The organism is Prevotella melaninogenica, from assembly GCF_003609775.1.
In the GTDB taxonomy this organism is placed as follows: Bacteria; Bacteroidota; Bacteroidia; order Bacteroidales; family Bacteroidaceae; genus Prevotella; species Prevotella melaninogenica_A.
Genome location: NZ_AP018050.1, coordinates 890,366 through 916,635 on the forward strand (window position 1 = coordinate 890,366; position 26,270 = coordinate 916,635).

The window sequence follows — 26,270 nt, forward strand, 5'->3', positions numbered from 1 at the left end:
CTTCTCTCGCAAAGAGAAGACAAGACCACAAAGGTCAATAATATGTTAGCCTCTAAAAGCGAAGGACCTCCAACTTCTGTTCTCCCCCTACAAATAAGTTACTATCATACCACCGCATACCCAACATAATAGGGATATCGCGGTATTCACTCCCCTCCCTATGGGGGAGGGGCAAGGGGGAGGGGCCAGTTATTGCACTCCCCTCCCTTCGGAAAGGTCGAGGGAGGCTCCAGTTGCTGCACTCCCCTCCCTTCGGAGGGGTCGGGGGAGGCTTCTCTTTCTAATCCAACTCCTTCAGCTGCTCAGCAACCTCGTTGTTGATACGCTCAGCGAAGGCTTCCATTGTCATAGTAGCCTGCTCGCCACCGCCCTGCTGACGCATTGATACAAGACCCTCGGCAGCCTCTTTCTCGCCAACGATAACCATGTAAGGAACACGCTTGAGCTCGTTGTCGCGAATCTTGCGACCAATCTTCTCGTTGCGGTCGTCCATGATTGAACGTACGTCGTGAGCATCGAAGTAAGCCTTCACCTTCTGAGCATAGTCGTTATACTTCTCAGAGATTGGGAGGATGGCAACCTGATCAGGTGTCAACCAGAGTGGGAAGTGACCTGCTGTGTGCTCGATGAGCACGGCTGTGAAGCGTTCGAGTGAACCGAATGGTGCACGGTGAACCATCACTGGTGTCTTCTTCGAGTTGTCCTCAGCGGTGTATTCGAGCTTGAAGCGGTTAGGCAGGTTATAGTCTACCTGGATTGTACCGAGCTGCCAACGACGACCGATGGCATCCTTCACCATGAAGTCGAGCTTTGGACCATAGAACGCAGCCTCGCCAAGCTCTATGCGGGCGTTGAGCCCCATCTCTGCACAAGCCTCCTTGATAGCTGTCTCACTCTCTTCCCATACGTCGTCAGAACCGATATACTTCTCCTTATCCTCTGGGTCACGAAGCGAAATCTGAGCCTCATAGTTCTCGAAACCGAAGGTCTTGAACACCTTGAGGATGATATCGATATTATTCTCAAACTCAGCCTTTACTTGGTCAGGGCGCACGAAGATGTGAGCATCGTCCTGTGTGAAGGTACGAACACGTGTAAGTCCGTGAAGCTCACCACTCTTCTCATAGCGGAACACGGTTCCGAACTCAGCGATACGCAGTGGGAGATCTTTATAAGAACGTGGCTTATGAGCGTAAATCTCACAGTGGTGAGGACAGTTCATAGGCTTGAGCATATACTCCTCGTCCTCCTCTGGTGTGTGGATTGGCTGGAAAGCATCCTTGCCATAGTGGGCATAGTGACCAGAAGTTACGTAGAGGTTCTTACCACCGATACCCGGTGTGATTACCTCCTGATAATTGTATGGACGGAGGAGACGACGCAAGAGCTCCTGCAAGCGCAGGCGCAGCTGTGTTCCCTTTGGCAACCAGATAGGAAGACCCTTACCAACACGGTCAGAGAACATAAAGAGTTCCATTTCCTTACCAATCTTACGATGGTCGCGCTTCTTAGCCTCCTCAAGCATTTCGAGATATTCATCGAGCATCTTCTTCTTAGGGAAGGTGATACCATAGATACGTGTCATCTGTTCACGCTTAGCATCGCCACGCCAGAAAGCTCCAGCAACGCTGGTTATCTTGATTGCCTTGATAGCACCCGTAGAAACGAGGTGCGGACCACGACAAAGGTCGGTGAAATTACCCTGTGAATATGTTGAGATAGTGCCATCTTCGAGGTCCTCAACGATGTGCTCCACCTTGTATTCCTGTCCATCAGCAGTGAATTCCTTAACAGCATCAGCCTTAGAGACGTTACGACGAACGACTGGCTCGTTCTTCTTAGCAAGCTCGCGCATCTTCTCTTCAATCTTTGGGAAGTCGTTCTCAGAGATTGTCTGACCCTCTGCAGGCATCACATCATAGAAGAAGCCGTTCTCAACAGCAGGACCGAAACCAAACTGAATGCCCGGGTAAAGCTCCTGCAATGCCTCAGCGAGGAGGTGGGCAGAGGTGTGCCAGAAGGTGTGCTTACCTTCTTCGTCATCGAACTTGTAAAGTGCGATGCTTGCGTCCTCATTGATAGGACGATTGAGTTCTGTTGTTTCGCCATTTACACCGCAAGATACAACGTCACGGGCGAGAGCCGGCGAAATGCTCTCGGCGATTTGAAAACCAGTTACGCCCTGCTCGTATTCACGAACGGAACCGTCTGGGAAAGTGATTTTAACCATACTACAAATTAGTTTTATAAATCAAATATGTGGCAAAGGTAATACTTTTAATTCAGAATTCAGAATTCACAATTCATAATTATGATTACCGATGTTAATTTAGAAGATATAATTCACTGTGTAATATGAGTAAATGCTCATTTTTATGTTATATTATGTATAGTAGATAGGTTGAGTTAAAAGTAATACATACTGCGAAGAACAAGAATCGTAGTAGATGCTGGATATTGAGGTCTTTTTACTATTAAACAATAATAAATGACTAACTGTATTAAGTTTTTTTCAAAGTCGCTATATGAAAAATATAATGAAAATCTCTTGGATAATCGGTTGGAAAATAGTAACTTTGCACGCGTTTAGCGAATTTAGACACTTTAAAATAGTTGGATGAAGAATGACAAAATGAAAATGAAGTACCGCGTGAACGAGCAGATTCGCGTTCGGGAAGTACGTGTGGTAAGTGATGATGGAGCTGAGGTTATGCCTACGCGAAAAGCGTTGGAATTGGCTCAGAAAGAGGGAGTTGACCTTGTGGAGATTTCTCCTAACGCACAGCCACCAGTTTGTCGTATCATCGACTATTCTAAGTTCCTCTACCAGCAGAAGAAGCATCAGAAGGAGATGAAGCAGAAGCAGGTGAAGCAGGAGGTGAAGGAGATTCGTTTTGGTCCTCAGACGGATGAGCATGACTATAAGTTTAAGCTCAAGCATGCACAGGAGTTCCTCAATGCAGGTAATAAGGTACGCGCATACGTGTTCTTCCGTGGTCGTTCGATTTTGTTTAAGGAGCAGGGCGAGGTGCTGCTGCTTCGTTTCGCTAACGATCTTGAGGAGCTTGCAAAGGTAGAGCAGCTTCCGAAGCTTGAGGGCAAGAAGATGTTCCTCTATCTTGCACCTAAGAAGGCAGGCGTTGCCAAGAAGAGTCAGCAGAAGCGCGACCGTGAGGAGGCAGAGGCTGGCGTGAAGGCAGGTGCTGAGAGTGTCAGCGAGGAGCCAAAGACGGATGGCGGCTTGTTTGCCAATGCTAAGAATGGTGCTGACGCATTGAAGAAATTGAATATTGACTAACGCCCGTTGGGTGTCTCCTCGGTAAGAGGGGGCGAAATGGGCAACCTGTGCGTAACGTCCTGGTATATACGTTGCCACAGATGAATATAAATAACAATTTTAAAATTTTAAAAAAATGCCAAAACAGAAGACAAATTCCGGAGCGAAGAAGAGATTCACGTTCACCGGTACTGGTAAGATTAAACGTCATCACGCTTACCACAGTCACATTCTGACTAAGAAGACAAAGAAACAGAAGAGAAATCTTGTTCACCAGACGCTCGTGGATCGTTCAGACCTGAAGCAGGTACGCGACCTGCTCAGACTTCGTTAATTCATTAGTCAAACAAATTAAAAGGAAAGAAAAACTATGCCAAGATCAGTCAATCATGTTGCTTCAAAAGCAAAGAGAACAAGAATTCTGAAGCAGACTAAGGGTTACTATGGTGCCCGTAAAAATGTTTGGACGGTAGCAAAGAATACCTATGAGAAGGGTTTGACTTATGCTTATCGTGACCGCCGTAACAAGAAGCGTAACTTCCGCGCATTGTGGATTCAGCGTATCAACGCTGCTGCTCGTCTTTATGATATGAGCTACAGCCAGTTGATGGGTGCATTGCACAAGGCTGGTATCGAGATTAACCGTAAGGTGCTCGCTGACCTCGCTGTTAACAATCAGGAAGCTTTCAAGGCTATTGTTGACAAGGTAAAGTAAATTAATGACGCTCACGGTCGTGGGCACTCGTTATAACGGATATGGAGCTGTCGCCTGAAAGGGTGGCAGCTTTTTTTAAAGCCTCACCCCCAGCCCAGCCTCACCCCCAACCCCTCTCCGAGTGGAGAGGGGAGTGAACAGCGTGTTATCCCTGTATATTAGATGATTCTGTGGTAAAAATAAACTCCGAAAGGAGAGGGGAGTGAACAGCGTGTTATCCCTGTATATTAGATGATTCTGTGGTAAAAATAAACTCCGAAAGGAGAGGGGAGTGAACAGCGTGTTATCCCTGTATATTAGATGATTCTGTGGTAAAAATAAACTCCGAAAGGAGAGGGGAGTGAACAGCGTGTTATCCCTATATAATTAGATGATTCTGTGGTAAAAATGAAAAAAGCAAAGAAGAAGTCCCTGAACATAGGGGTATCTCGCCATTTACTCCCCTCTCTCCTTTACTTCCCTTCGGTCAGTGACCGTTGGTTCGGAGAGGGGTTGGGGGTGAGGCTTTTTATGCTTCTGCTGCTCGTTGTCGGAGTGGGGCAGGAGGTGCACGCGCAATATGTGATAACGAAAGATACTGCGAGGTGGCAGGCGAAACAGGATTCTTTGTTGTCAGATAATTTTGGGAAAAAGGTTGATAGGCAAGTTAGACCTACTTATCGCGTTGACACACTATGTCTTATTGATAGGTTCTTTCGCAGGGGTATGTCGAGAAAGAGTATACAGAATATTCCTAAGGGCGAACGACCTGCACCTGAAACCTATTTGAAGCGAAGATATATAAGGCGACATCTGAAGAATTTTAAGGCAGGCGCATCATGCCTTGTTTCGAAAGAATTGTTAGAACGATATCACGGTGATTCTATCGGAAAGGCTGATAATAGCCAGTTTATTATGATGAAGTCGGAGATGGATAGTGTCTTGATAAAAAGTCATGGCGACTTGTCGCGTATCGAACACGAATTGGGAATCCCTGCAGGTGCGTGGAAACATCGAATATTAGTAAGGATTGACATCCCCAAGCCTAAGAAACTAAGGTTGAGGATGCCGTCGGGTAACGAAATCGGAGCGAATGCGCTATGGCTTCCGGGTGGACTTCTACCTACTGGATATAAAGAGGCGGTGATAGATAGGATTCCGAAAGGACGATATAAAGCTTCGCTGATTGAGATTGTCAAATGATAATATAGAAAGAATCTTAAAATTAAAGGTTGTCGCTTATACTTTTTCTGATTTAAATGTAGTAAATGGTGAATACTAATATGAAATAAAAGCTTAGTAAATTAGACCTATTCGCCAAAGAGTTTTTACTGCTAAAATGGTTATAAGAAGGCAAAAGATGCCCGCAATTATATAGGGTACTTTGCGTTGTTCCCAATAGTAGGTATTATTATTAACGAGTGTAATGGGTCTTGATTTCATTTTTATTGTGAGATTTTGATAGCTTAGGTTGTCTTCCTTGTCACCATTTTGTAGGTTGAAGATGAAGTAGTTTCCATCAGCCCCTTTTCCTATGACAGAGTCTCCAACCACTTGTATATGTGTAATCCCATCAATAAGGTTTTCTTTCAACAGATCGTTTCTGCGATTGATGTTAGCATATTCGGGCGTATCAACTGAGGTAAGTTCATAACCATTCTTTAGTGGCATAGACCAGCTATCACCTATACCAATGTCAGAACCAAGAATGATAGCAATGATAATCATACACACAAAACTACTTGCAGCGTATATCCCAATAAATATTCCTGGTGTGAGGAATGATAGAACCATCTTCCTCTTCCTTTGCTTTTTGCAAAGAAAGTAAGAGAAAGGTAACGTTATCAGTCCTAATATGAGGGATAGGATTATAAGAGCGATTGCCCAGAAAATAAGAACAAAAAGCATTCCCATAGTTTGTCTTTATTATTTTTAAGGGAGAAGAGCTATCTTCCCTTGATATACTTAAAAATGAGGTGTATTGCTGTTGAGAGGATGTATATGAGATTAAGCACAAGAAGATAAAACCACCATGTGAGACCTACTCCATATTCTGAATGAAAGAAGAAGAGGTAATAGAGTGGGAGAGAGTAACCTAATAATACGATAGCTGATAAGATACCTGCTCTTTTCTGGCGATTGAATATCTGATAAATAGTGAGGAGTGCGCAGATAATAGAGCTGATATAAAGTAAGAGATTGTCGCTCATATTCTTTTGATTTAGATGTAGCGAATGATGAGGATTAATATGATAAGGAAGCATAAACCAATGATACCATCAAGGACACGATTGGAAAAGTATTCGGGATTACGAGGGTAAATGTCAACATCTATTAGCTTTAATTCGCCAGTTTCAATCATACCTTGTATTATCTCTTTCTTACTTCTACCCTCTTTGAGGAACATTTCGAGTGTTTGTTGTTGTTCCTCATCCAGGTCTATATCATATGCTTGATTACGTTGAATTTGTCTCTGCTTCCATCTCTTGAATTGTTCCTTGTATGATTCTTTGGAGCAATCAAATACTGGTGATTCAGTTATCAAGGAATGATAACTATAATTATCTCTGATAATAAAGCGATGATAGACGAAGCGAAGTGCAGCACCTATGTGAACCAATGTTAAGCCTATAAAGCCTCCAATAATGTCATGCATAGCATAATACTCACCTCCAAGCCTTCCCAAAGGGAGGAGGGCTTGAATAGGGTTATTTGTTATATTATTTATGTTTTGCCAAGTTCAGCTTGCAGAGCGTAAGTGCTTCTTCAGCTCGTCCAGCCATCATATAGGCAGGAAAGGAGTAAAGGGCGTTGATAGTCTTGAGGTTATACTCCATTGTCTTGCGTTTTATCCATGAAGATTCGTTTGCGATAACCTTTTCAGGGTCTTTCATCTGGATGGTTATCAACCTGTTTCCTTTAAAACGTATCAGGGAGAAGTCGGCAATCTCGTTCCATAATATTTCCTCAGCTCCGCAGATAGAGATGCCTCTATCGGTAAATTCTATTTCTTTCTTATGGTTTATGAGGAGCTTTATCATTTTATAAGCCATAAACAAACCGCCACCACCAAAGAAGATGATGGAGAAGATGCCAGCAACTCTTATTGTCCATAGTGGATAAGTTGTGGTGGGGTTTTCTATGGTAAGAAGCCATACGCCTAAGGCGGTAAACGCAATACAACCTAAGTAAACAAGGATTTTCTTTGTCTGATTCATTTGTTTTTATTGTTTTATATTCTTCATACTCAACCCGATACGTTTGCGACGCATATCGACTTCGACGACACGGACACGGATGTGCTGATGAAGGCGTACGACTTGTGTGGGGTCGGTGACGAAGCGGTCGGAGAGCTGGGAGATGTGGACAAGACCGTCTTGATGGACACCGATGTCGACGAAGACACCGAAGTTGGTGATATTCGTCACGATACCAGGGAGTTCCATTCCTACGATGAGGTCGTTGAGGGAGTGGACATTCTTGTCGAATTCGAAGACTTCCACCTCTCCACGTGGGTCACGGCCAGGCTTCTCAAGTTCGGTGAGGATGTCGCGGAGGGAAACCTCCCCCAACCCCTCCGAAAGGAGGGGAGTGCATAGGCGCTCACAAGAGGGTAAGGACTTTTTTAATTTATCTCCATCTTTCAGCGAATCGTTTCCAGTACTCCCCCTCTCCTTTCGGAGAGGGGGGTGGGGGGTGAGGTATCTCTTGACATCAATTTCCGCCAAGAGTTTTTTATTGCCAATCAAATCCTTTATCGTACATCTCAGGTCCTTCGCCATTTGCTCAACGATGTGATAGCTCTCGGGATGAACGGCAGAGTTGTCGAGCGGGTTCTTGGCATTGGGGATGCGGAGGAAGCCTGCGCATTGCTGGAAGGCTGTATCGCCCAGACGCTTCACCTTCTTCAATTGGGTACGTGAGGTGAAGGGACCGTGCTCACGACGATAATCAACGATGTTTTGGGCAAGGGCAGGACCGAGTCCGCTGACGTATGTAAGCAAGTGACGGGAAACCGTGTTGAGGTTGACACCCACCTGATTGACACAACTCATCACCGTTTGGTCGAGGGAGTGCTTGAGCTTCGATTGGTCAACATCGTGTTGGTATTGTCCGACACCGATACTCTTCGGGTCAATCTTCACAAGTTCAGCGAGTGGGTCCATCAATCGTCTACCGATGGATATGGCTCCACGTGTGGTGACGTCTTCATCGGGGAACTCCTCGCGAGCTACGGGTGAGGCGGAGTAGATAGATGCACCGTCCTCGGAGACAAGGAAGATAGAAGAAGCCCCACCCGACCTCCCCGAAGGGGGAGGAGACAAGCTTGCAAGTTCTTTGCTGAGGCGTGGGGGGATAGGTGCTCCCCTCCTTTCGGAGGGGTTGGGGGAGGCTTCTCTCCCCCTCTCCCTTCGGAGAGGGGGTTGGGGGGTGAGGCTGTTCTCCACAAACTCCTTACTCTCCCTGCTTGCCGTACCATTACCAATGGCAATGGCCTCAATCTTATATGTGCTTATCATCCTCTGCAGGGCTTCGGTGGCTTGTCTTACCTGATTGCGAGGCGGATGCGGATAGATAATCTCGTGATGCAGGAGGTTACCTTGTTCGTCAAGGCAAGCAATCTTACATCCGTTGGCAAAACCGGGGTCGAGGGCGAGGACACGCTTCTGACCGAGTGGGGGAGAGAGGAGAAGCTGACGGAGGTTCTCGGTAAAGACCTTGATAGCCTCTTCATCGGCACGCTCCTTGCTCAAGGCGGCAAATTCGTTTTCAATGCTCGGATTGATAAGACGTTTGAAGGAGTCTTCAACGGCTTGGGTGACGAGGGTCTGGCACACTCCGTGTCCACGCACGAATTGGCGGGTGAGACGTGAGATACATTCCTCGCTATCAATCGTGATGCTTATGCGCAAGATACCTTGGTTCTCACCACGACGCATGGCAAGAAGTCGGTGGCTATTGCATCGTCGGAGAGGTTCGGAGAAATCGAAGTAATCAGCGAACTTCTGCGCCTCGTCGGTATCCTTCATCTTCTTGATGACCTTCGATGTGATGACAGCCCCACGCTGGTAAGCCGTGCGGACGGTATTGCGTGCTTGCTGGTTCTCAGAAACAATCTCGGCGATGATGTCTAAAGCCAAAGCCCCACCCGACCTCCCCGAAAGGGGAGGAGGCAAGTTTGCAAGTTCTTTGCTGAGGTGTTGGGGAAGATTCAAAGTGCCCTTCTTCTCTTGTGTGCGCATAGGCACTCCCCTCCCTTCGGAGGGGTTGGGGGAGGCTTCTTTCAAAGTGCCCTTCTTCTCTCGTGTGCGCATAGGCACTCCTCCCCATTCGGGGAGGTTGGGCGGGGCTTCTCTCCCCCCTTCGGGGGAGTTGGAGGGGGCTGTAGGGTTTTGGGCTTCTCTCATTATTGCCAACGCCAATGGCTCCAATCCCTGCTCACGGGCAATCTGAGCACGTGTACGGCGTTTGGGCTTATAAGGTAGGTAGATGTCTTCCAACTCTGTGGAATCCATACAAGCGAGAATCTTTGCTTCTAATTCTGGTGTCAGTTTCTCTTGCTCACGGATAGTCTTGAGAATGGTTTCCTTACGCTTGCCGAGTTCCTTCAAACGATCATTGAGTTCGCTGATATTGGTTATCTGAACCTCGTCAAGGTTCCCCGTCCGCTCCTTACGATAGCGGGAGATGAAGGGAATCGTACAGCCCTCATCGAGTAAGGTGAGAACAGCTGATACGCTTTGGAGAGGAAGGGAAAGGGAGTGGGAGATGAAGGAGACACCAGAAGCCCCCTCCAGCTCCCCCGAAGGGGGGAGAGCCCTATTTGCTGAGTGTTTGCTATTGTTCTTATGCTCGGTTTCTTTGCTGTATGGTGGTTGTCTATTCATTTCAGATACTGGTTTATGTCTTGTCTTTGTGGAATCTGACTACTTCCCTTCCATTACTTTTGGGTCAGTGCCCTTTGTTTTTTTGGAAGAATCAGTGCGTTTTGTCTTAATCATGATGGTTGGATGTTTTTCTTGTCGTGGATCGTTTATATAAGTAAGGATGTCGGCAGAAACGATGTCCGTGGGCTTAATACGCCTTGGCAAAGCCTCCATTATACGTTGGGGTGAAAGTTTGTAATCAATGATGGTCAGTCTTTTTCGTGGGTTTATTATCTTGCCGTTTAGAATCCATTGTAGTTTAGCAAGGGAGTTGGTTCTTATGATGACAATATCTCTTGGCATTTTACAGAAAGTGATGTTCTTCCCTTGTTTTATTTGCTCTTCTGCTGAGAATGTCTGAATGGATTCAATCGCTTGGGGCGGAATAAGTCTCAGTCTATGTGATACAATCTGTTTAGCCGAATCCGACCGCATCTCGTCGATGGTAACGTACAGGAGGGAGTCGGGTAGAGGAATGCCGTCAATGACGCATAAGGTCTGGGCACGTGTGGTGAGACTGGTGAGCACAGTCAGGATTATACAAGTCAGGGTTCTTTTCAGGTTCAGTTCCATTATAATCTTTTTGTTCGTCAAGATTATTTATATGCATAAAGCAGGATGGGTTTCCTACTCTTGTCACAAAGGACTTCGATTTTCCTTAGCATAGCAGGGCTTGTCGTGAAGCATCCCCACGAAGCATCGGAGAGAGGAAGATAGGAGGTGAGATGGTGCATAATGCCCACGTATCGGGAACTATGGATGAGGATGTTTCTTTGGCGTGCATTGCTGTTCGAATCATCAAGACCATCAAGCGCAAAACGCAGTCCGACAGTAGTGGAATAGCCTTTCTCTGCAATCTTGAAAGCTCCGAGACTTGAACATCTGCTCCCCTCCTTATTTGAGAAAACAGGTTTCCACGCACTGTTACCCTTTCCTTTGCCATGTGCACAGGGGCCAGTGTCGAGTACGGTCAACGTATTCAGGTCGATGATAGCCATTCGGTCCTCACCCGATGGGCGTGAGAAGTCTACGAGGATGCAATAATCTTCGTTATATCCCTTTTCGTGACAGATTTCCCATACATCTTTGAAATAACTTTGGAATGAATAGGACTTTATCTTCCAATAGCCCTTTACCCCAAAGTTAAGGGTTAGAAGAAAGAGAAGAAAGAAAAAGAAAAACCGACCTCTCCCCCTTATTCCTCCCCCGTAGAGGGGAGTGATATGTCCTTTTGGTTGTGTTTTACTTTTCATTGCTTTTATTTTTGGCAAGTAACGGAAAACACTCCTCCCCTTTCGGGGAGGTTGGGTGGGGCTTTTACATTCCCCTTGCCTTCAGCAATCCCTTTGTATCAGGTGCTTTGAGGCCAGTGAAGTCAGAGAAGATCTGCATAAGGTCGCGAGTATTTCCACGTGAGAGAATCTTCTGGCGGAAGTCATCACCCACCTTGCGAGTCAGTGCACCATGAGCCTCGAAGTAATCAGCAATGTTTGCGGCTAATACCTCACTCCACAAATAGCTGTAATAACCAGCTGCATATCCTCCACCCCAAATGTGGTTGAAGTAAGAAGTAGAGTAACGTGGAGGAATCTGATTGTTCAACAGACCCATATCCGCCAATACCTTCTTCTCGAAGGCTGGTGCCTCTTGAGCTGTTGGAACCTCGGATGGTGAGAGGCAATGCCAAGCCAAGTCTACGCTTGTAGCTGAAAGGTTCTCGCCCAATGAATAAGCTGAAAGGAAGTTGAGTGAACCCAACATCTTCTCACGCAAGGCATCTGGCATAGGCTCATTGGTCTTGTAATGACGTGCATAGTTATTGAACACCTCTGGAATACTTGCGAACGACTCATTAAACTGTGAAGGCATCTCCACAAAGTCACGTGATACGGCAGTACCGCTCAACGTGTTATACTTACAATTAGAAAGCATACCATGCAGGGCGTGACCGAACTCGTGGAACATCGTCTGAGTCTCATCCCAAGTAAGGAGCGTTGGTTGACCCTCTGGGGCCTTAGCATAGTTACAAACGTTGAAAATCAGAGGTTTCTGCTGACGGTCACCACTCTGTTTGAGGAAGGCACTCATCCACGCACCACCACGCTTTGTTGGACGACGGAAGTAATCGCAATAGAAGAGAGCCAATTGCTTGCCGTCAGCATCTATCACGTCAAACACCTTCATATCCTTGTGGTAAGTAGGAATATCCTTACGCTCACGGAAGCTGAGTCCATAGACACGATGAGCCGCATAGAAGATACCATTTACGAGTACCGAGTCAAGATTGAAATAAGGCTTCACATCATCGTCAGAGAAACTATACTGGTCCTTCTTCATCTTTGCCGAATAATAGAAGCGATCGTAAGGCTGGAGACGGAAGTCTGCGCCCTCTGTCTTCTGAGCATACTCCTCAATCGCCTTTGTCTGAGCTTCCGACTTAGGTTTATAAGCCTCAATCATCTGATGCAAGAAAGCATAAACATTATTCGTATTCTTTGCCATTGTCTTTGATAGCGAGTAAGAAGCATAGTTCTTATAACCCATCAGCTGAGCCTTCTCCGCACGCAAGCGAGCTATCTTCACGATGACAGGGAAGGTGTTATAAGCACCCGTGCCATCCGTACGATGAATAGAAGCGTTGAAGACCTTCTCACGCAGTGCACGATTCTCAAGACTTGCGAGGATAGGTTGTTGAGTAGTATTTGTAATTACGATACAGTAAGGTGCCTTACCACCACGACTCTCAGCATCCTTCTTGCACTGAGCGATATCCGTCTCGCTAAGACCCGCCAATTCCTTTACATCATTGACCCATACTGTTGCCTCGTTAGCGGCTTTTGGAAGCATATTGCCAAAGTCCTGCTGAAGCTTTGCCAATTCCTTGTTAATCTCCTGCATACGAGCCATCTTCTCCTTTGGAAGGAGAGCGCCAGCGTGTGTAAAGTCCTTGTAGACAACCTCTAATAACTTCTTATCCTCCCCCTTGAGCGTCTTATATTCGTGGTCGTAGACATACTTGATGCGCTGGAAGAACTTCTGATTAAACTTAACCTCATTCTCAAATTCCGTCATCAGCGGAACGATGCTTCCCTGCGCCTTCTCAATCTCAGGAGTTTTATCAGCTGAGGCGAGCGCATAGAAGATATTTGAGATACGTTCCAAGTTCTTTCCACTACGCTCGTAAGCCAAGATAGTATTTACGAAGGTAGGCTTCTGCTTGTTATCGGTAATCTTCTTTATCTCCGCCCTCTGCTGAGCGATAGCCTGTTTGATAGCAGGCAGATAGTCCTCACTCTTGATACGACTGAAGTCAGGAGCATTAAAAGGTAATGTACTCTGTTTCATAAGCGAATTTGTGACCGTCTGTGTGGTCTTAGGTCTTACACTCTGTGCCTGACCTGTAAGTGCTGTGCAGGCAAGTCCTGCGGCAAGCACAACATGTTTTAGGTTCTGTTTCATGTTCATAATATTGTTGGGTGTTGGGTGTTGGGTGTTGATGGTGTGTAGATTATAGTAATCATCAACACCTACCACCTACCACCCAACACCTATTTTACCGCAAACTTACATAAAAAAACTGAGATTATGAAATTAATGGGTGATTATTGTTGGGTGTTGGGTGTTGAATGTTGGTTGTTGATGGTATGTAGATTATAGCAATCATTAACTTAGCATACAGCAGTTCCTTCTCTTGCTTCGGTGTTGATGGTATGTAGATTATAGTAATCATTAACACCCATCACCTAACACCCATCACCTAATTAATTGTTGGGTGTTGAGCGATGTTTGTAAATTATTTTTAATCTATTCAAAGTCAACACATACTCTTTTGGCTTTAAAAATACGCCTACTTGACTTTGAAAAGATGCTCTTTTGAGGTCTAACTAACGCCCTTTTGAAGTCCAATTAAGCACCTTTTCTTGTATGACTTTATAACAGGTTGATTTACTGTTGGTTGCAAACTTACTTTTCACACATATTTTTGTCTTTATTTGTAGATGTTTTATTCGAAATTATGTTGTGATTTTTCAAAACCTTGTCTGCACATTTTTAAAGTGTTAATATGAAAATATTTTTGTGATGATGGTTTCTTTGAAAAATAATATTGCTGATAAATTCTCTACATCAATTGCTTCTTTGGCTTATTTTTACTAACTTTGTACATCACATATAATGTAAAGAAAGTTTAGCTTTAAATAAGCCAACGATAGTCTTTGTGGGAAGTTTTTAATAGTTCTTGATTCTTTGATATAAGGCTGTTTAGGAACTTTCTTATTCAAAATAAAAATATTATCTTTGCAAAGAACATTTAGGAAAAGAAAAATATAATGATATCAATAGACGGACTGACGGTGGAATTTGGCGTGAAGCCATTGTTTAAGGATGTGTCATTTGTCATTAATGAGCGAGATAGGATTGCCTTAGTGGGTAAGAACGGAGCGGGAAAGTCAACAATGTTGAAGATTCTTTGTGGACTGCAAAAGCCTACGGGTGGCGTTGTTTCTATACCGAACGATACGACTGTGGGCTATCTTCCTCAGGTGATGAAACTTTCTGACGATACGACCGTGAAGGAGGAGACGCGCAAGGCTTTCGCTGACAAGACGAAGATGGAGGCGAAGCTCAAGAAGATGGAGCAGGAAATGGCTGAGCGTACCGACTATGAGAGTGACGGATATGCAGAGTTAGTAGAACGCTTCACGACTGAGCACGAACGCTATATGATGATGGGAGGTGAGAATTATGAGGCTGAGATTGAGCGTACGCTGACAGGTCTTGGTTTTACACGTGAGGATTTTGATCGCCCTACACGTGAGTTCTCTGGTGGATGGCGTATGCGTATTGAGTTGGCGAAGATTCTTCTCCGTCGTCCTGATGTCCTCCTACTTGATGAGCCGACGAACCATCTTGACATTGAGTCTATTCAATGGCTTGAGCAATTCCTCTCTCAAAGTGCTAAGGCCGTCGTGCTTGTGAGTCACGACCGTGCGTTTGTCAACAATGTAACGAACCGTACGCTGGAGATTACCTGCGGACACGTGGAAGATTATCGTGTGAAGTATGACGAGTATCTCGTCCTCAGAAAAGAGCGTCGTGAACAGCAGCTTCGTGCGTATGAGAACCAGCAGAAGGAGATTGCAGAAACAAGGGCGTTCATTGAGCGTTTCCGTTATCAAGCCACAAAGGCCGTACAGGTACAACAACGCATTCGCCAGTTAGAGAAGATTGTGCCAATCGAGGTGGATGAGGTTGACAATTCGGCTATGCGTTTGAAGTTCCCTCCATGTTTGCGAAGTGGGGATTATCCTGTCATTGCAGAGGGATTGGGGAAGACTTATCCAAGCAGATTGCATAGTGACGGACCGGGGCAGACGGTGTTTGAGGGTGTCGACCTTATTATTAAGCGAGGTGAGAAAGTGGCTTTTGTCGGTAAGAATGGTGAGGGAAAGTCTACCTTCGTGAAGTGTATTATGGGTGAGATACCTTTTGATGGTACGCTGAAGATAGGTCATAACGTACAGATAGGTTATTTCGCACAGAATCAGGCACAGTTGTTAGATGAGAACCTCACGATATATGAAACCATTGATAGAGTTGCCACAGGTGATATGCGTTTGAGGATAAACGACCTGCTCGGTGCCTTTATGTTCGGTGGTGAGACGTCGGAGAAGTATGTTAAGGTACTTTCGGGTGGTGAGCGTTCGCGTTTAGCAATGATAAAACTCCTACTCGAACCAGTGAATCTTCTTATCCTCGATGAGCCTACCAACCACCTCGACATCGCTTCAAAAGAAGTGTTGAAGGAGGCTATCAAGTCTTTTGATGGTACGGCAATCATCGTGAGTCATGACCGTGAGTTCCTCGATGGATTGGTGAGCAAGGTGTATGAGTTTGGTGGTGGTAAGGTTAGAGAGCATTTAGGTGGTATTTATGACTGGTTGAGAAGCCCCCTCCAACTCCCCCGAAAGGGGGAGAGTGCAGAGAACCTCTCGCCGGCATCATCAAAACCTAATGATAGTAGAAATGCTTCTCCCCTCCCTTCGGGGGAGTCGGGGGAGGCTTTATCTTACGCTGAACGCAAAGAACAACAGAAGAAGATTCGTAAGGCACAACGTGCTGTGGAAGAGTCGGAGGCTAAGATAGCGAAACTCGAAGCACGTAAGAGCGAACTCGATGAACTCCTGATGGCCCCTGAGAATGCCTCGAATATGGAACTCGTAACGGAATATACCAACCTCCAACGTGAACTCGATGAGGAAAACGATAGATGGCTCATACTGTCGGAAGAGTTGGAGACTTTGAACTTTGAACTTTGAACTTTGAACATTGAGCTTTGAACTTTGAGCTTTGAACTTTGAACATTGAACTTTGAGCTTTGAATATCTCCTACATCGGTAATCATAATTATGAATTCTGAATTCTGAATTTTGAATTCTAATTGGATTCTGAATTAAAACCAAATATTTTTTACTATGCGTATCAAAAAACTATTACCAATGATGCTCCTTGCATCAGCCCCTTTTACCGTTATGGCACAAGGACAGGCAGGAATCAAGGCTGAGAATCTCGACAAGTCGGTACGTCCAGCTGACGACTTCTTTACGTTTGCTACAGGTGGATGGCAGAAACTTAATCCACTTCCTGGAGCCTTCTCACGCTTTGGTTCGTTCGACCAATTACAAGAGAATAATAACAAGCGAATCAACACTATTCTGACAGATTTGCTCAAGAATCAGGGTAAACAGAGTGCCACAGAGAAGAAGTTAGGTGACTTCTATAAGCTTGCTATGGACTCAGTGCGCCGTAACAAGGAGGGTGTGAGCCCTGTTAAGCCTCTGCTCAATGAGATGGAGAACGCAAAGACACTTTCTGACCTTCGTGCTCTTCAATTGAAGTATGCAAGCTTTGGTTATGGTGTGCCAATGGGCTATTCCTTTGAGGCCGACGAGAAGAATGCGAAGATGAATATCCTTCTTATCTATCAGGACGGACTGAGCCTTGGACAGAAGGAGTATTATCTTGATAATGATAAGGCCACGACTGACATCCGTAACGCCTTCCGTCAGTTTATTGCTAATATGTTCCGTCTCTATGGATTCTCTGATGCACAGGCTGAAGCTAAGCGTGATGCCGTAATGCGTTATGAAACGATGTTAGCTATGATTTCAAAGAGTCGTACAGAATTGCGTGACGTGGAGGCTAATTATAACAAGATGACGCTCAGTGAGTTCAAGGAGAAATATCCTAATATTCCGCTTGAACAGATGGCAAATGCTGAGGGTATTAAGAGTGAGTATATTCAGACGATGGTCGTATGTCAGCCTGCCTTCCTTGCGGGTGTTGACAAGCTGACATCTACTGAGACTTCTGACGAACTTCGTGCGCGTATGGAGTGGAGTGCTATCCTTGCTTCGGCTAACTACCTGAGCGATGATGTGCGTGCTGAATACTTCAACTTCTTTAGTAAGACGATGCGTGGTACAAAGGAGGATTACCCTCGTTGGAAGCGTGCCACTCAGCAGGTGGAGAAGCAGATGGGTGAGGCGCTTGGCCGTATCTATTGTGAACGTTACTTCCCAGCTACAAGTAAGAAGCGTATGGAAGACCTCATCAAGAACCTTGAGGTGAGTCTTGCTGAGCGTATCAAGGCACAGGACTGGATGAGTGAGGCCACAAAGAAAGCTGCACTTGAGAAACTTTCATCGTTCTATGTGAAGGTGGGCTATCCTAACAAGTGGAAGGATTTGAGCCAGCTTACGGTTGATCCATCGAAATCATATTATGAGAACGTGCTGACCTGTCAGAAGTTCTGGGCGAAGGATGCTATCGAGGAGAAGGCTGGTAAGCCAGTTGACAAGGACAAGTGGTTGATGACCCCTCAGACCGTGAATGCTTACTATAACCCTACGACGAATGAAATCTGCTTCCCAGCAGGTATTCTTCAATATCCATTCTTCGACCCAAAGGCTGATGATGCCTTTAACTATGGTGCTATTGGTGTGGTTATCGGTCACGAGATGACACACGGATTCGATGATCAGGGACGTCATTATGATAAGGATGGTAATATGACTGACTGGTGGACAGAGGAGGATGCTAAGAACTTCGAGGCACGCACAAGTAAGTATGCTGACTTCTTCAGTGCTATTAAGGTATTGCCTGATCTCTACGCAAATGGTAAGCTCACATTAGGTGAGAACCTTGCTGACCACGGTGGACTTGAGGTGGCTTTCAATGCTTTCGAGAAGACGCCAGAGGCTAAGAAGGGTAAGGTTATTATGGGCTTTACACCAGAACAACGTTTCTTTATCGCTTATGCTGGTGTATGGGCAAACAATATTACAGAGGCTGAGATTCGTAGTCGTGTGAAGAGTGACCCTCACTCTCTTGGTGAGTGGCGTGTGAATGGTGCTTTGCCACATATCAACGCATGGTATAAGGCGTTTGGTGTGAAGGAGGGTGATAAACTATTCCTCCCTGAGGCTGAGCGTCTGAAGCTTTGGTAAGTGTTGGTGTTGGGTGATGGGTGTTGGGTGTTGATGATTGCATATTGTTTGAGTAATAGATGCTAAGCAGAATTACTATTCATTACCACCTACCACCTACCATCCATTATCCTATTTCTATTCATACTTTTATATAGGTAAGACTTGTGGAATCTGTTATAAATTACTATCTTTGTATCTTAGTTTTAAAGCAGAGAAAAGAAGGGTTGTATGCTTGTATGACCCTGTAAAAGATAAAGGAAACAGGATATGCCATTAAGATTGCCCGACGGGCTTCCCGCTATTGATATACTGAAGCGTGAGAATATCAACATCGAAGATATGCTTGCAAAGGAGGATAAGCGTCCACTTCGCATAGTCATACTCAATCTTATGCCGTTTAAGATTACGACTGAGACCGATTTCATACGTATTCTTTCTAATAGTCCGCTATTGTTGGATATCAGCTTTATGAAACTCAAAAGTCATACTTCTAAGCACACACCAGCGGAACACATGGACCGTTTCTATCACACGCTTGAGGAACTTAGCAAGGAGAAGATAGACGGAATGATAGTCACTGGTGCACCTGTTGAGGATATGCCCTTTGAGGAGGTGGACTATTGGACAGAACTGCAAGGAATATTCAATTGGGCACGTGAGAATGTGCGTTCAACGCTTTACATCTGTTGGGCTGCACAAGCGGGACTCTATCATTTCTATAACATTCCGAAGTATCCTTTGCCAAAGAAGATGTTCGGTATCTTCCCAACGATTCCTCTAAAGCCCGAATTACCTCTGTTTCGTGTTTTTGACGATGTCTTCCGTATGCCTCAGAGTCGTCATACGGAGATTAGGCGTGAGGATATTGAACGGGTAACCGACCTTGAAATCATTGCTGAGTCAGAGGAGAGTGGCGTGTCTATTGTAAGGTCACGTAGTAGGCGTGAGTTCTTTATCACAGGCCATTTAGAGTATGCTCCCGACACACTCGACACAGAGTATCGTCGTGACCTTGGTAAGCGTGATGACGTAGAACTTCCGAAGTATTATTATCGTGAAGACAAGCCAGAGAAAGGGCCACTGGTTACTTGGCGTTCACATGCTAATTTACTGTTTACAAATTGGTTGAGTTGGGTAGTCGTTGGGTGATAGGTGTTGAATGATGGGTATTAATGAATTGTTGCATTTGATTAGCATCATCTTCCATTATAAATAGTTGATCCCTATCGTTAGAATTCCTCATCACCCATCAATATGTATTCATCAACACCCAACACTCAACACTCATCATCCTATAAACACTTCATCATCACCCAACACACAACAATATGCACTCATCAACACCCATCACCCATCACCCATCACCCATCACAATCGAACTCCTCGCCCCAGCCAAGAACTTGGAATGTGGTATAGCCGCTATTGAACACGGAGCTGATGCCGTATATATCGGTGCTTCCCGATTCGGAGCACGTCAGTCCGCAGGCAATAGTGTGGAGGATATCGGTAAGCTATGCGAATATGCCCATCGCTATGGAGCCACAGTTCACGTGACTATCAATACGATTATCTATAACGATGAGTTTGACGATACGCTTGCATTGGTGCGCGAATTGGTGGACGTAGGCGTGGATGCCTTCCTCTTGCAGGATATGGGATTGATGAGTAAGGTGAGGGAGATAGTTCCTGATACAGTAGCTCTTCACGCCAGTACACAGTGTGATACACGAACTTGGAAAAAGGCACAATGGTTGAGCCAACAGGGTTTTGATCGTGTTGTACTCGCCCGTGAATTGTCTGCTGAGGAGATAAACGATATTCATAGTCGTTTGCCAGAACTTGAATTGGAAGCCTTTGTGCATGGAGCATTGTGCGTAAGTTATAGTGGTGTATGCTATGTTTCACAACATAGTTTTGGTCGTTCGGCCAACCGTGGTGCGTGTGCACAGTTCTGTCGATTGGCTTTTGATTTGAAGGATTCAGACGGAAAGACCATCGAACACCAGCGCCATCTTCTCTCATTGAAGGATATGAGCCAGATTGATAACCTTGAAACGCTTATGCGTTCGGGGGCTTGTGCCTTTAAGATAGAGGGAAGATTGAAGGATATCAACTACGTGAAGAACGTTGTTTCGGCGTATAGTAAACGTATTGACGAGATTATCAGTAAGCATCCCGATGAGTTCCGACGTGCTTCTTTGGGACGTGTTCGCTATTCGTTTACACCTGATTTGAAGAAGACTTTTAACCGTGGTTATACCAACTACTTCCTCAAGGGTAGACAAGCAGACATCTTCTCACCCGATACGCCAAAGGCATTGGGTGAGTTTGTGGGTCGTGTAAAGGAGATAAGGCGTGATAGTTTTAATGTGTCCAGCACAGCAAACTTTGCGAATGGTGATGGACTATGTTTCCTTTCGCGTGATACAGAAAGTCAGTCAACACGCTTAGAGGGATTCCGTGTAAATCGTGCAGTTGGTAATCGCCTCTATCCTTTTAAGATGCCAAGAGGCTTAAAGCCAGGTATGGGCTTGTATCGTAATCAAGACCAAGCGTTTGATAAAGAGTTAAGTGGAAAGACCGCTGAACGTAAGATTGCGATAAAGATGTGGTTTGGAGTCTCCTCTGAAACCTCCCCCAACCCCTCTAAAGGAGGGGAGTGCCTGAGGGATAGTCGTGGGACAATATGGGCAAAAGCAGAGGTGATAGATGATAGGATTAACCATATCTCTCATGAATCGGAATCTAATGATTGTTCACAAGATTCTTTATCCACTTATAATTTTCACCAACGAATATCCAACGAACATCCCGTTAGGCTCTCCCCTCCCCTTGGAGGGGCTGGGGGAGGTCTTCAACTTGCCCAAAAACCTCAACGTGATAACATCATACGTCAGCTCACGAAGTTGGGTAATACGGTATATGAATGTGCTGAGGTTGAGATAGTTGACGGAGCTGATAAGTACTTTATCCCGAGCAGTATGCTTGCAGAACTTCGTCGTATGGTGATAGAGGAACTTGATAAGCAGGTAATGAATATGCAGCGTATGACGATTTATCGAAATACTAAGAGAAAACTGTCAGAACCTAAGCCACAGTTCTCTATGGTAAATCCTTCTCAATATCAGCAGTTACCTTATCTGTATAATATCTCCAATGATGCAGCTCGAAAGTTCTATGAACAGCAAGGATTGACCAAAGCCGAACCTGCTTTTGAACTTCAATACCCTACAGGTGTTGCTAATGGTTCTGAGCCATCAGGTAAGTCGTTCTCTATCAAGGGAGATAAAGAGGCAGTTTCTCACTTGTTGATGCAGTGCCGTCATTGTATCCGTTATTCGCTCGGGTATTGTGTGAAGCGAGGTGGACAGAAGCCAACTTGGCGTGAGCCACTCTTCCTCGAACTGCCTGATAAGCGTCGTTTCCGCTTAGAGTTTGACTGTAAGAATTGCCAGATGAATGTGTGTAACGTTACGTAATAGAAATTCATAATCTATCGTTTCTCATTATGATTACGAATAAAGGAAAGGTTAAGGAGCAAGAACTTGCACAGACTTCAGTAACAAAGAAGTCTGACAGTTGCTCTGTGCAACGTTGTGGCATAGTAGGTGTATTCTTCCTTTTATTGCTTAGTTTCTTTTTTACAGGCTGTTATCATAAGAAGACCCCATCATCTTTCCGCTTGCCCGATAGCATTCAGGAGGCACAGATATCTCGTCGATTAGAGGCTGAGGGTGACTCAATCTTGAAACAAAAAGATAATAACGAAATAGAGTGGAGTGGTACACGAAGTAAAGAAGATTCGTTGGCTTTTCGTGTAAAACATCATTATTCGCAGGGGTTTAACTTTATTGTTACATCTGATTCGCTGATGCTTCTTCGTCAACAACCAGAAGAGGCTGTCAACGAAATGAAGACAGACTCCTTTGCCGTGAAGAAAGGAAAGGAAGTCGTTGTGGCTGATATTCGTATTCTTCCCATTGATAAGCAGGATTCTGTATGGGTGCAAATCGCAACAGAGGATTATGCCTTTGGTTGGATTCACGAGTCTCGTCTGTTGAAACAGGTTGACCCAGCAGACCCTATTTCACAGTTTATTTCTACTTTCTCAAATGTTCACCTACTCATATTTTTGATTGTTTTCTCAATCATGGGTGTAGGTTATTTGGCACGTAAGATATTGAAGAAGAACGCACATATCGTACACTTTAATGATATTAGTTCGTTCTATCCCACGCTGTTAGCTGTCATTGTGGCACTCTCTGCGGCTTTTTATGCGAGCATACAGCTCTTTGCACCAGAGACATGGCGTGAGTTCTACTTCCATCCTTCGCTCAATCCCTTCTCACAGCCATTATTACTCAATATCTTTTTGGTACTTGTGTGGGCAATGCTCATTATTGGTCTTGCCACGATTGACGATGTGCGAAGATTGTTGAAGTCGGGCGAAACCTTGCTTTATCTTAGTGGGTTAGGTGCGGTATGTGCAGTGAATTACATTGTTTTCTCAGTACTTACTTTATATTATATAGGTTATCCACTTCTCATCGCTTATATCTATTATGCTTTCCGTATCTATCTACGTAAGAGTAGCGAGACCTATTACTGTGGTAATTGTGGTGTACGCCTACATAGAAAAGGAAGATGTCCACAGTGTGGAGCTGTAAATGAATAGCAAAAGCACTTGTTAGATATGAATTTCAACAGGTTTTATATTTAAAATAAACGCTTGGTCGTTTATAAAATTATTTACAATACAATAGCCGTTTTTACCTTATTCTTAGGGTAAAAACGGCTATTTTTATTTCCCTTGTAAGTGTCATGTATTCAATTAGTTACAAAGTACTAATCTAATAGGTGCTTAGTTAGACTTCAAAAGGGCGTTATTTAGAGCTCAAAAGAGCATCTTTTAGAGGCTTAAAGGGCATCTATTCGAGTCCAATTCATCATGTATTGATTTTTACATAATGATAAAATCCTGACACATTTATAAGTAGTAGCTGATAGAATAAGTCCTTTCTTCATTCTAATCCATTCCAACTTATATGGCTGTTTCTCAACAGAATATTTGTAATATTCCTAATAAATTAGGATTGTTTATTATATTTTTTATGCTTACCTTTGTCATCATTAACGATTTATAAAAACATTAGAAATAAGATTATATGATTAAGTCTAAACTTAGTATTGCCCTTTTACTGGCGTCATCTTTGCCAATAGGAGTACAAGCTAACAACATTATCGAAAGCAACGACACTTCTCGCGTCTATGATATTGACGAGGTTGTCGTCGTTGATCAACCAAAGGAAGCCTTTCGCTTGCGTCAACAGCCATTGAGCAGTACTTCTTTCAATGGTGATTTGATTCGTAGCCTCAATGTGCAGGATGTTCGCAACCTCTCTGTGTTTGTTCCATCATTCTCTATGCCTGAGTATGGAAGCCGTTATACCTCTTCTATCTATATGCGTGGAATCGGCTCACGTGTCTACTCGCCAGCTGTGGGTATTTATGTAGATGGTATGCCAATCTTGAATAAGAGTGCGTTTAATTTCCATACATACGATGTTGATCGTATTGATGTGTTGCATGGTCCACAGGGTACACTTTATGGTATGAACACTGAGGGCGGACTGATTCGTCTTTATAGTCGTAATCCTTTCCAGTATCAGGGAACGGACGTAAAACTCTCGCTTGGTACGAAACTACATCGTCAGATAGAGGCAAGTCATTATGAGAAACTAAATGATAAGATGGCTTATTCGGTAGCTGGCTTCTATGGAGGACAGAATGGATTCTTCCGTAATCAGTATGATGGATCACGTGCCGACCTTATCAATGAGTTTGGTGGTAAGGGCCGTTTCCTTTGGCGTCCAACGGATAGACTGAACTTTGACTTCATTGCTGATTATCAATACACTCGCCAGAATGGTTTCCCATACGGTCAGGTTGTGACAGAAGACGAACTTTCTTCTGCTACAATTACTTCACCGCTTTATGGGATGAAGGCTGGTACACAATTGCCTAACCTCAATCGTCAGGCAAATTATCGTCGTAATATTATCAATACGGGACTGGGTATTAAGTATGCAGGAAAAGGCTTTGATATCAACTCGATGACTTCTTGGCAGTTCCTCCGTGACTATATGTTGATGGATATTGATTATCGTCCGCAGGATTATATGCATCTTACTCAGCGTCAGTTGGGGAATACTTTGACAGAGGAACTTTCTATCAAGAGCCGTAATAATAGCAAATGGCATTGGACCTTTGGTGCTTTTGGTTCTTATCAGTGGTTGAAGACGACTGCTCCTGTTTATTTCGACCAAGATATGAACAGCTATCTGTCTAAGAAGATTACGGACTATGCTTATAATGGTATACTCAATGCAATGGCAAAGGGCATGGCACAGAGAATGATTGCAGGTGGAATGTCAGAAGAACTTGCCAATAAAACAGCACGTGCAAGTGTTGCTGCGGCAATCGCTGCAGCAGGTGGTGTAAACATTAATATGACAATGGACCCTGTTCCGGGGGTCTTCCGTACGCCAACTCTCAACTTAGGTGTTTACCATGAGAGTAATGTCGCACTTTCTGATCGCTTGATGGCTACCTTAGGTTTGCGCTATGATTATTCACGTGTAAGTATTGATTATGACACTTCTGCACGTTTGGCGTTGCAGGAGAGTGTGATGAGTGTAAATATTAATCCTGTTATTACTTCTGTGTTGAAGCATAGCGAGCATGATAGCTTTAAGCAGTTCCTTCCAAAACTTGGCTTGACTTATCGTCTACAGAATGGTAGTAATGTTTATGCAACATGGTCAAAGGGCTATCGTGCAGGTGGTTATAACTTTGAAATGTTCTCTGATGTACTTCAGGCTGAAACCTCACAAGCTGCTAACAAGGCACGTGCCGATGTGGATGTTGCGCATGATGAGGCTTACTATGAGCGTATTGCAAAGACGATTGAATATAAGCCTGAAACGAGTTGGAACTATGAGGTGGGAGCGCATCTTAATCTTTTGAACAACCAACTTCACCTTGACCTCGCTGCTTATTATATGCAGATTCGCAATCAGCAGCTCTCTGTGATGGCTGGTAACTATGGTTTCGGACGTGTGATGACGAATGCTGGTCGTAGTCATTCTTGTGGCTTGGAGGCAACACTCCGTGGTGTTGCGTTAGACAATAAATTGACATACGGTCTTAACTATGGCTTTACAAGTGCTCAGTTTGATGAGTATAAGGACTCTATCGCTGGAGTAGGTATGGCTGATTATAAGGATAAGCGTGTTCCTTTCGTGCCACAGCATACACTGGGTGCTAATGCTGATTATCGAATAGATATTGACCCAGCAGCCTTGCTCAATCCATCAAATCGTTTCCATTTACGTAGTGTTACAGTGGGACTGAACCTTTCTGCGCAGGGCAAAACTTACTGGGATGAGCAGAACTCTATCGGTCAGAACTTCTATGCTGTCTTAGGTGCTCATGCCGATGCCGACTTCGGTCCGCTACATGTTAACCTCTGGGTGCGTAATCTGACAGATACAAAATACAACACCTTTGCTGTTCAGAGTGCTGCCACTGGTACACGATACACCTTTGCGCAGAGGGGTAATCCATTCCAAATGGGTGTAGATTTCAGAGTACATTTCTAATGAGAAAAAGCCTCCCCCGACCCCTCCGAAGGGAGGGGAGGCAAATAGGATAAGGCTTGGTATCAGCTAATAAGATTTGAATCTTTTTATTATAGAATTAAATAGAAAGGTTATAGATGTAAATCATTAGCTTATAACCTATTGATATAAATGTAATTGACCTACAATTAAAGTGCATGAATCTTCGCACTTTAATTGTAGGTCAATTCTTTTTATAGGCAA

Annotated in this window: 19 protein-coding genes; 10 read left to right on the forward strand and 9 right to left on the reverse strand. The window is 44.5% G+C overall.

The window, feature by feature from the left end; genetic code table 11:
- Window positions 1-280: 280 nt before the first annotated feature.
- Window positions 281-2,230 carry a threonine--tRNA ligase gene (gene thrS / locus PMEL_RS10300; protein ID WP_120175173.1) on the reverse strand — a complete coding sequence of 650 codons (1,950 nt, stop codon included), beginning with the start codon at window positions 2,228-2,230 and terminating at the stop codon, window positions 281-283.
- Between the two features lie 387 nt (window positions 2,231-2,617).
- On the opposite strand from thrS, the gene infC reads away from it, so the two are divergent.
- The 4 genes from infC to PMEL_RS10320 all read left to right on the forward strand — a co-directional run bounded on the left by infC (window position 2,618) and on the right by PMEL_RS10320 (window position 5,174).
- The gene (gene infC / locus PMEL_RS10305; RefSeq protein WP_120175174.1) at window positions 2,618-3,298 is read left to right on the forward strand and encodes a translation initiation factor IF-3; all 681 of its coding nucleotides are present in this window, start codon (window positions 2,618-2,620) and stop codon (window positions 3,296-3,298) included.
- 115 nt (window positions 3,299-3,413) lie between these two features.
- Complete coding sequence (gene rpmI, locus PMEL_RS10310; protein ID WP_120175175.1) at window positions 3,414-3,611, forward strand: 50S ribosomal protein L35; 198 nt, start codon at window positions 3,414-3,416, stop codon at window positions 3,609-3,611.
- A gap of 36 nt (window positions 3,612-3,647) precedes the next feature.
- Complete coding sequence (gene rplT, locus PMEL_RS10315; protein WP_004383393.1) at window positions 3,648-3,992, forward strand: 50S ribosomal protein L20; 345 nt, start codon at window positions 3,648-3,650, stop codon at window positions 3,990-3,992.
- Between the two features lie 387 nt (window positions 3,993-4,379).
- Window positions 4,380-5,174: a hypothetical protein gene (locus tag PMEL_RS10320; protein ID WP_120175176.1), complete on the forward strand. Its 795-nt coding sequence runs from the start codon at window positions 4,380-4,382 to the stop codon at window positions 5,172-5,174.
- A 93-nt stretch (window positions 5,175-5,267) separates the two neighbouring features.
- Here the strand turns inward: PMEL_RS10320 and PMEL_RS10325 are convergent, their stop codons facing one another.
- The 8 genes from PMEL_RS10325 to PMEL_RS10360 form a co-directional block, all read right to left on the reverse strand.
- Window positions 5,268-5,765, reverse strand: coding sequence for a hypothetical protein (locus PMEL_RS10325; protein ID WP_231999425.1), 498 nt, complete (start codon window positions 5,763-5,765; stop codon window positions 5,268-5,270).
- Window positions 5,766-5,917: 152 nt separating this feature from the next.
- Window positions 5,918-6,181: a conjugal transfer protein gene (locus tag PMEL_RS10330; RefSeq protein ID WP_120175178.1), complete on the reverse strand. Its 264-nt coding sequence runs from the start codon at window positions 6,179-6,181 to the stop codon at window positions 5,918-5,920.
- Window positions 6,182-6,192: 11 nt separating this feature from the next.
- The gene (locus tag PMEL_RS10335; RefSeq protein WP_231999426.1) at window positions 6,193-6,657 is read right to left on the reverse strand and encodes a transcriptional regulator; all 465 of its coding nucleotides are present in this window, start codon (window positions 6,655-6,657) and stop codon (window positions 6,193-6,195) included.
- 34 nt (window positions 6,658-6,691) lie between these two features.
- On the reverse strand, window positions 6,692-7,189 hold the full coding sequence (locus PMEL_RS10340; protein WP_120175180.1) for an STM3941 family protein: 498 nt from the start codon (window positions 7,187-7,189) through the stop codon (window positions 6,692-6,694).
- A 6-nt stretch (window positions 7,190-7,195) separates the two neighbouring features.
- The gene (locus tag PMEL_RS10345) at window positions 7,196-9,859 is read right to left on the reverse strand and encodes a Tex family protein (RefSeq protein WP_120175181.1); all 2,664 of its coding nucleotides are present in this window, start codon (window positions 9,857-9,859) and stop codon (window positions 7,196-7,198) included.
- A 39-nt stretch (window positions 9,860-9,898) separates the two neighbouring features.
- Window positions 9,899-10,426 (reverse strand): 50S ribosomal protein L19, encoded by a 528-nt coding sequence (locus PMEL_RS10350; protein WP_231999427.1) that lies wholly within the window; start codon window positions 10,424-10,426, stop codon window positions 9,899-9,901.
- Between the two features lie 68 nt (window positions 10,427-10,494).
- Window positions 10,495-11,151, reverse strand: coding sequence for a murein L,D-transpeptidase catalytic domain-containing protein (locus PMEL_RS10355; RefSeq protein ID WP_120175182.1), 657 nt, complete (start codon window positions 11,149-11,151; stop codon window positions 10,495-10,497).
- 64 nt (window positions 11,152-11,215) lie between these two features.
- On the reverse strand, window positions 11,216-13,357 hold the full coding sequence (locus PMEL_RS10360) for a M3 family metallopeptidase (RefSeq protein ID WP_120175546.1): 2,142 nt from the start codon (window positions 13,355-13,357) through the stop codon (window positions 11,216-11,218).
- Window positions 13,358-14,226: 869 nt separating this feature from the next.
- Here PMEL_RS10360 and PMEL_RS10365 point away from each other — a divergent pair.
- From PMEL_RS10365 to PMEL_RS10390, 6 genes are all read left to right on the forward strand, one after another.
- The gene (locus PMEL_RS10365; protein WP_120175183.1) at window positions 14,227-16,215 is read left to right on the forward strand and encodes an ABC-F family ATP-binding cassette domain-containing protein; all 1,989 of its coding nucleotides are present in this window, start codon (window positions 14,227-14,229) and stop codon (window positions 16,213-16,215) included.
- A 156-nt stretch (window positions 16,216-16,371) separates the two neighbouring features.
- Window positions 16,372-18,405 carry a M13 family metallopeptidase gene (locus tag PMEL_RS10370; protein WP_120175184.1) on the forward strand — a complete coding sequence of 678 codons (2,034 nt, stop codon included), beginning with the start codon at window positions 16,372-16,374 and terminating at the stop codon, window positions 18,403-18,405.
- 249 nt (window positions 18,406-18,654) lie between these two features.
- Window positions 18,655-19,536 carry a homoserine O-succinyltransferase gene (metA, locus tag PMEL_RS10375; protein ID WP_120175185.1) on the forward strand — a complete coding sequence of 294 codons (882 nt, stop codon included), beginning with the start codon at window positions 18,655-18,657 and terminating at the stop codon, window positions 19,534-19,536.
- Between the two features lie 179 nt (window positions 19,537-19,715).
- Entirely contained in the window at window positions 19,716-21,866 is a 2,151-nt protein-coding gene (locus tag PMEL_RS10380) for a peptidase U32 family protein (RefSeq protein ID WP_120175186.1), read from the forward strand.
- A gap of 29 nt (window positions 21,867-21,895) precedes the next feature.
- A complete protein-coding gene (locus PMEL_RS10385) occupies window positions 21,896-23,062 on the forward strand; it encodes a zinc ribbon domain-containing protein (RefSeq protein WP_231999428.1) in 1,167 nt (388 codons plus the stop codon).
- A gap of 490 nt (window positions 23,063-23,552) precedes the next feature.
- Window positions 23,553-26,048 carry a TonB-dependent receptor gene (locus tag PMEL_RS10390; protein WP_120175187.1) on the forward strand — a complete coding sequence of 832 codons (2,496 nt, stop codon included), beginning with the start codon at window positions 23,553-23,555 and terminating at the stop codon, window positions 26,046-26,048.
- The last annotated feature ends 222 nt before the right edge of the window (window positions 26,049-26,270 follow it).

Excerpts from the sequence above, each read along its gene's own strand:
- PMEL_RS10390 (WP_120175187.1), top strand. The coding sequence starts at position 23,553 with ATGATTAAGTCTAAACTTAGTATTGCCCTTTTACTGGCGTCATCTTTG.
- PMEL_RS10365 (WP_120175183.1), top strand. The coding sequence starts at position 14,227 with ATGATATCAATAGACGGACTGACGGTGGAATTTGGCGTGAAGCCATTG.
- PMEL_RS10370 (WP_120175184.1), top strand. The coding sequence starts at position 16,372 with ATGCGTATCAAAAAACTATTACCAATGATGCTCCTTGCATCAGCCCCT.
- PMEL_RS10325 (WP_231999425.1), bottom strand. The coding sequence starts at position 5,765 with ATGGTTCTATCATTCCTCACACCAGGAATATTTATTGGGATATACGCT.
- rpmI (WP_120175175.1), top strand. The coding sequence starts at position 3,414 with ATGCCAAAACAGAAGACAAATTCCGGAGCGAAGAAGAGATTCACGTTC.
- PMEL_RS10320 (WP_120175176.1), top strand. The coding sequence starts at position 4,380 with ATGAAAAAAGCAAAGAAGAAGTCCCTGAACATAGGGGTATCTCGCCAT.
- PMEL_RS10360 (WP_120175546.1), bottom strand. The coding sequence starts at position 13,357 with ATGAAACAGAACCTAAAACATGTTGTGCTTGCCGCAGGACTTGCCTGC.
- metA (WP_120175185.1), top strand. The coding sequence starts at position 18,655 with ATGCCATTAAGATTGCCCGACGGGCTTCCCGCTATTGATATACTGAAG.
- PMEL_RS10355 (WP_120175182.1), bottom strand. The coding sequence starts at position 11,151 with ATGAAAAGTAAAACACAACCAAAAGGACATATCACTCCCCTCTACGGG.
- PMEL_RS10345 (WP_120175181.1), bottom strand. The coding sequence starts at position 9,859 with ATGAATAGACAACCACCATACAGCAAAGAAACCGAGCATAAGAACAAT.
- rplT (WP_004383393.1), top strand. The coding sequence starts at position 3,648 with ATGCCAAGATCAGTCAATCATGTTGCTTCAAAAGCAAAGAGAACAAGA.
- infC (WP_120175174.1), top strand. The coding sequence starts at position 2,618 with ATGAAGAATGACAAAATGAAAATGAAGTACCGCGTGAACGAGCAGATT.
- PMEL_RS10380 (WP_120175186.1), top strand. The coding sequence starts at position 19,716 with ATGCACTCATCAACACCCATCACCCATCACCCATCACCCATCACAATC.
- PMEL_RS10340 (WP_120175180.1), bottom strand. The coding sequence starts at position 7,189 with ATGAATCAGACAAAGAAAATCCTTGTTTACTTAGGTTGTATTGCGTTT.
- PMEL_RS10330 (WP_120175178.1), bottom strand. The coding sequence starts at position 6,181 with ATGAGCGACAATCTCTTACTTTATATCAGCTCTATTATCTGCGCACTC.
- PMEL_RS10385 (WP_231999428.1), top strand. The coding sequence starts at position 21,896 with ATGATTACGAATAAAGGAAAGGTTAAGGAGCAAGAACTTGCACAGACT.
- thrS (WP_120175173.1), bottom strand. The coding sequence starts at position 2,230 with ATGGTTAAAATCACTTTCCCAGACGGTTCCGTTCGTGAATACGAGCAG.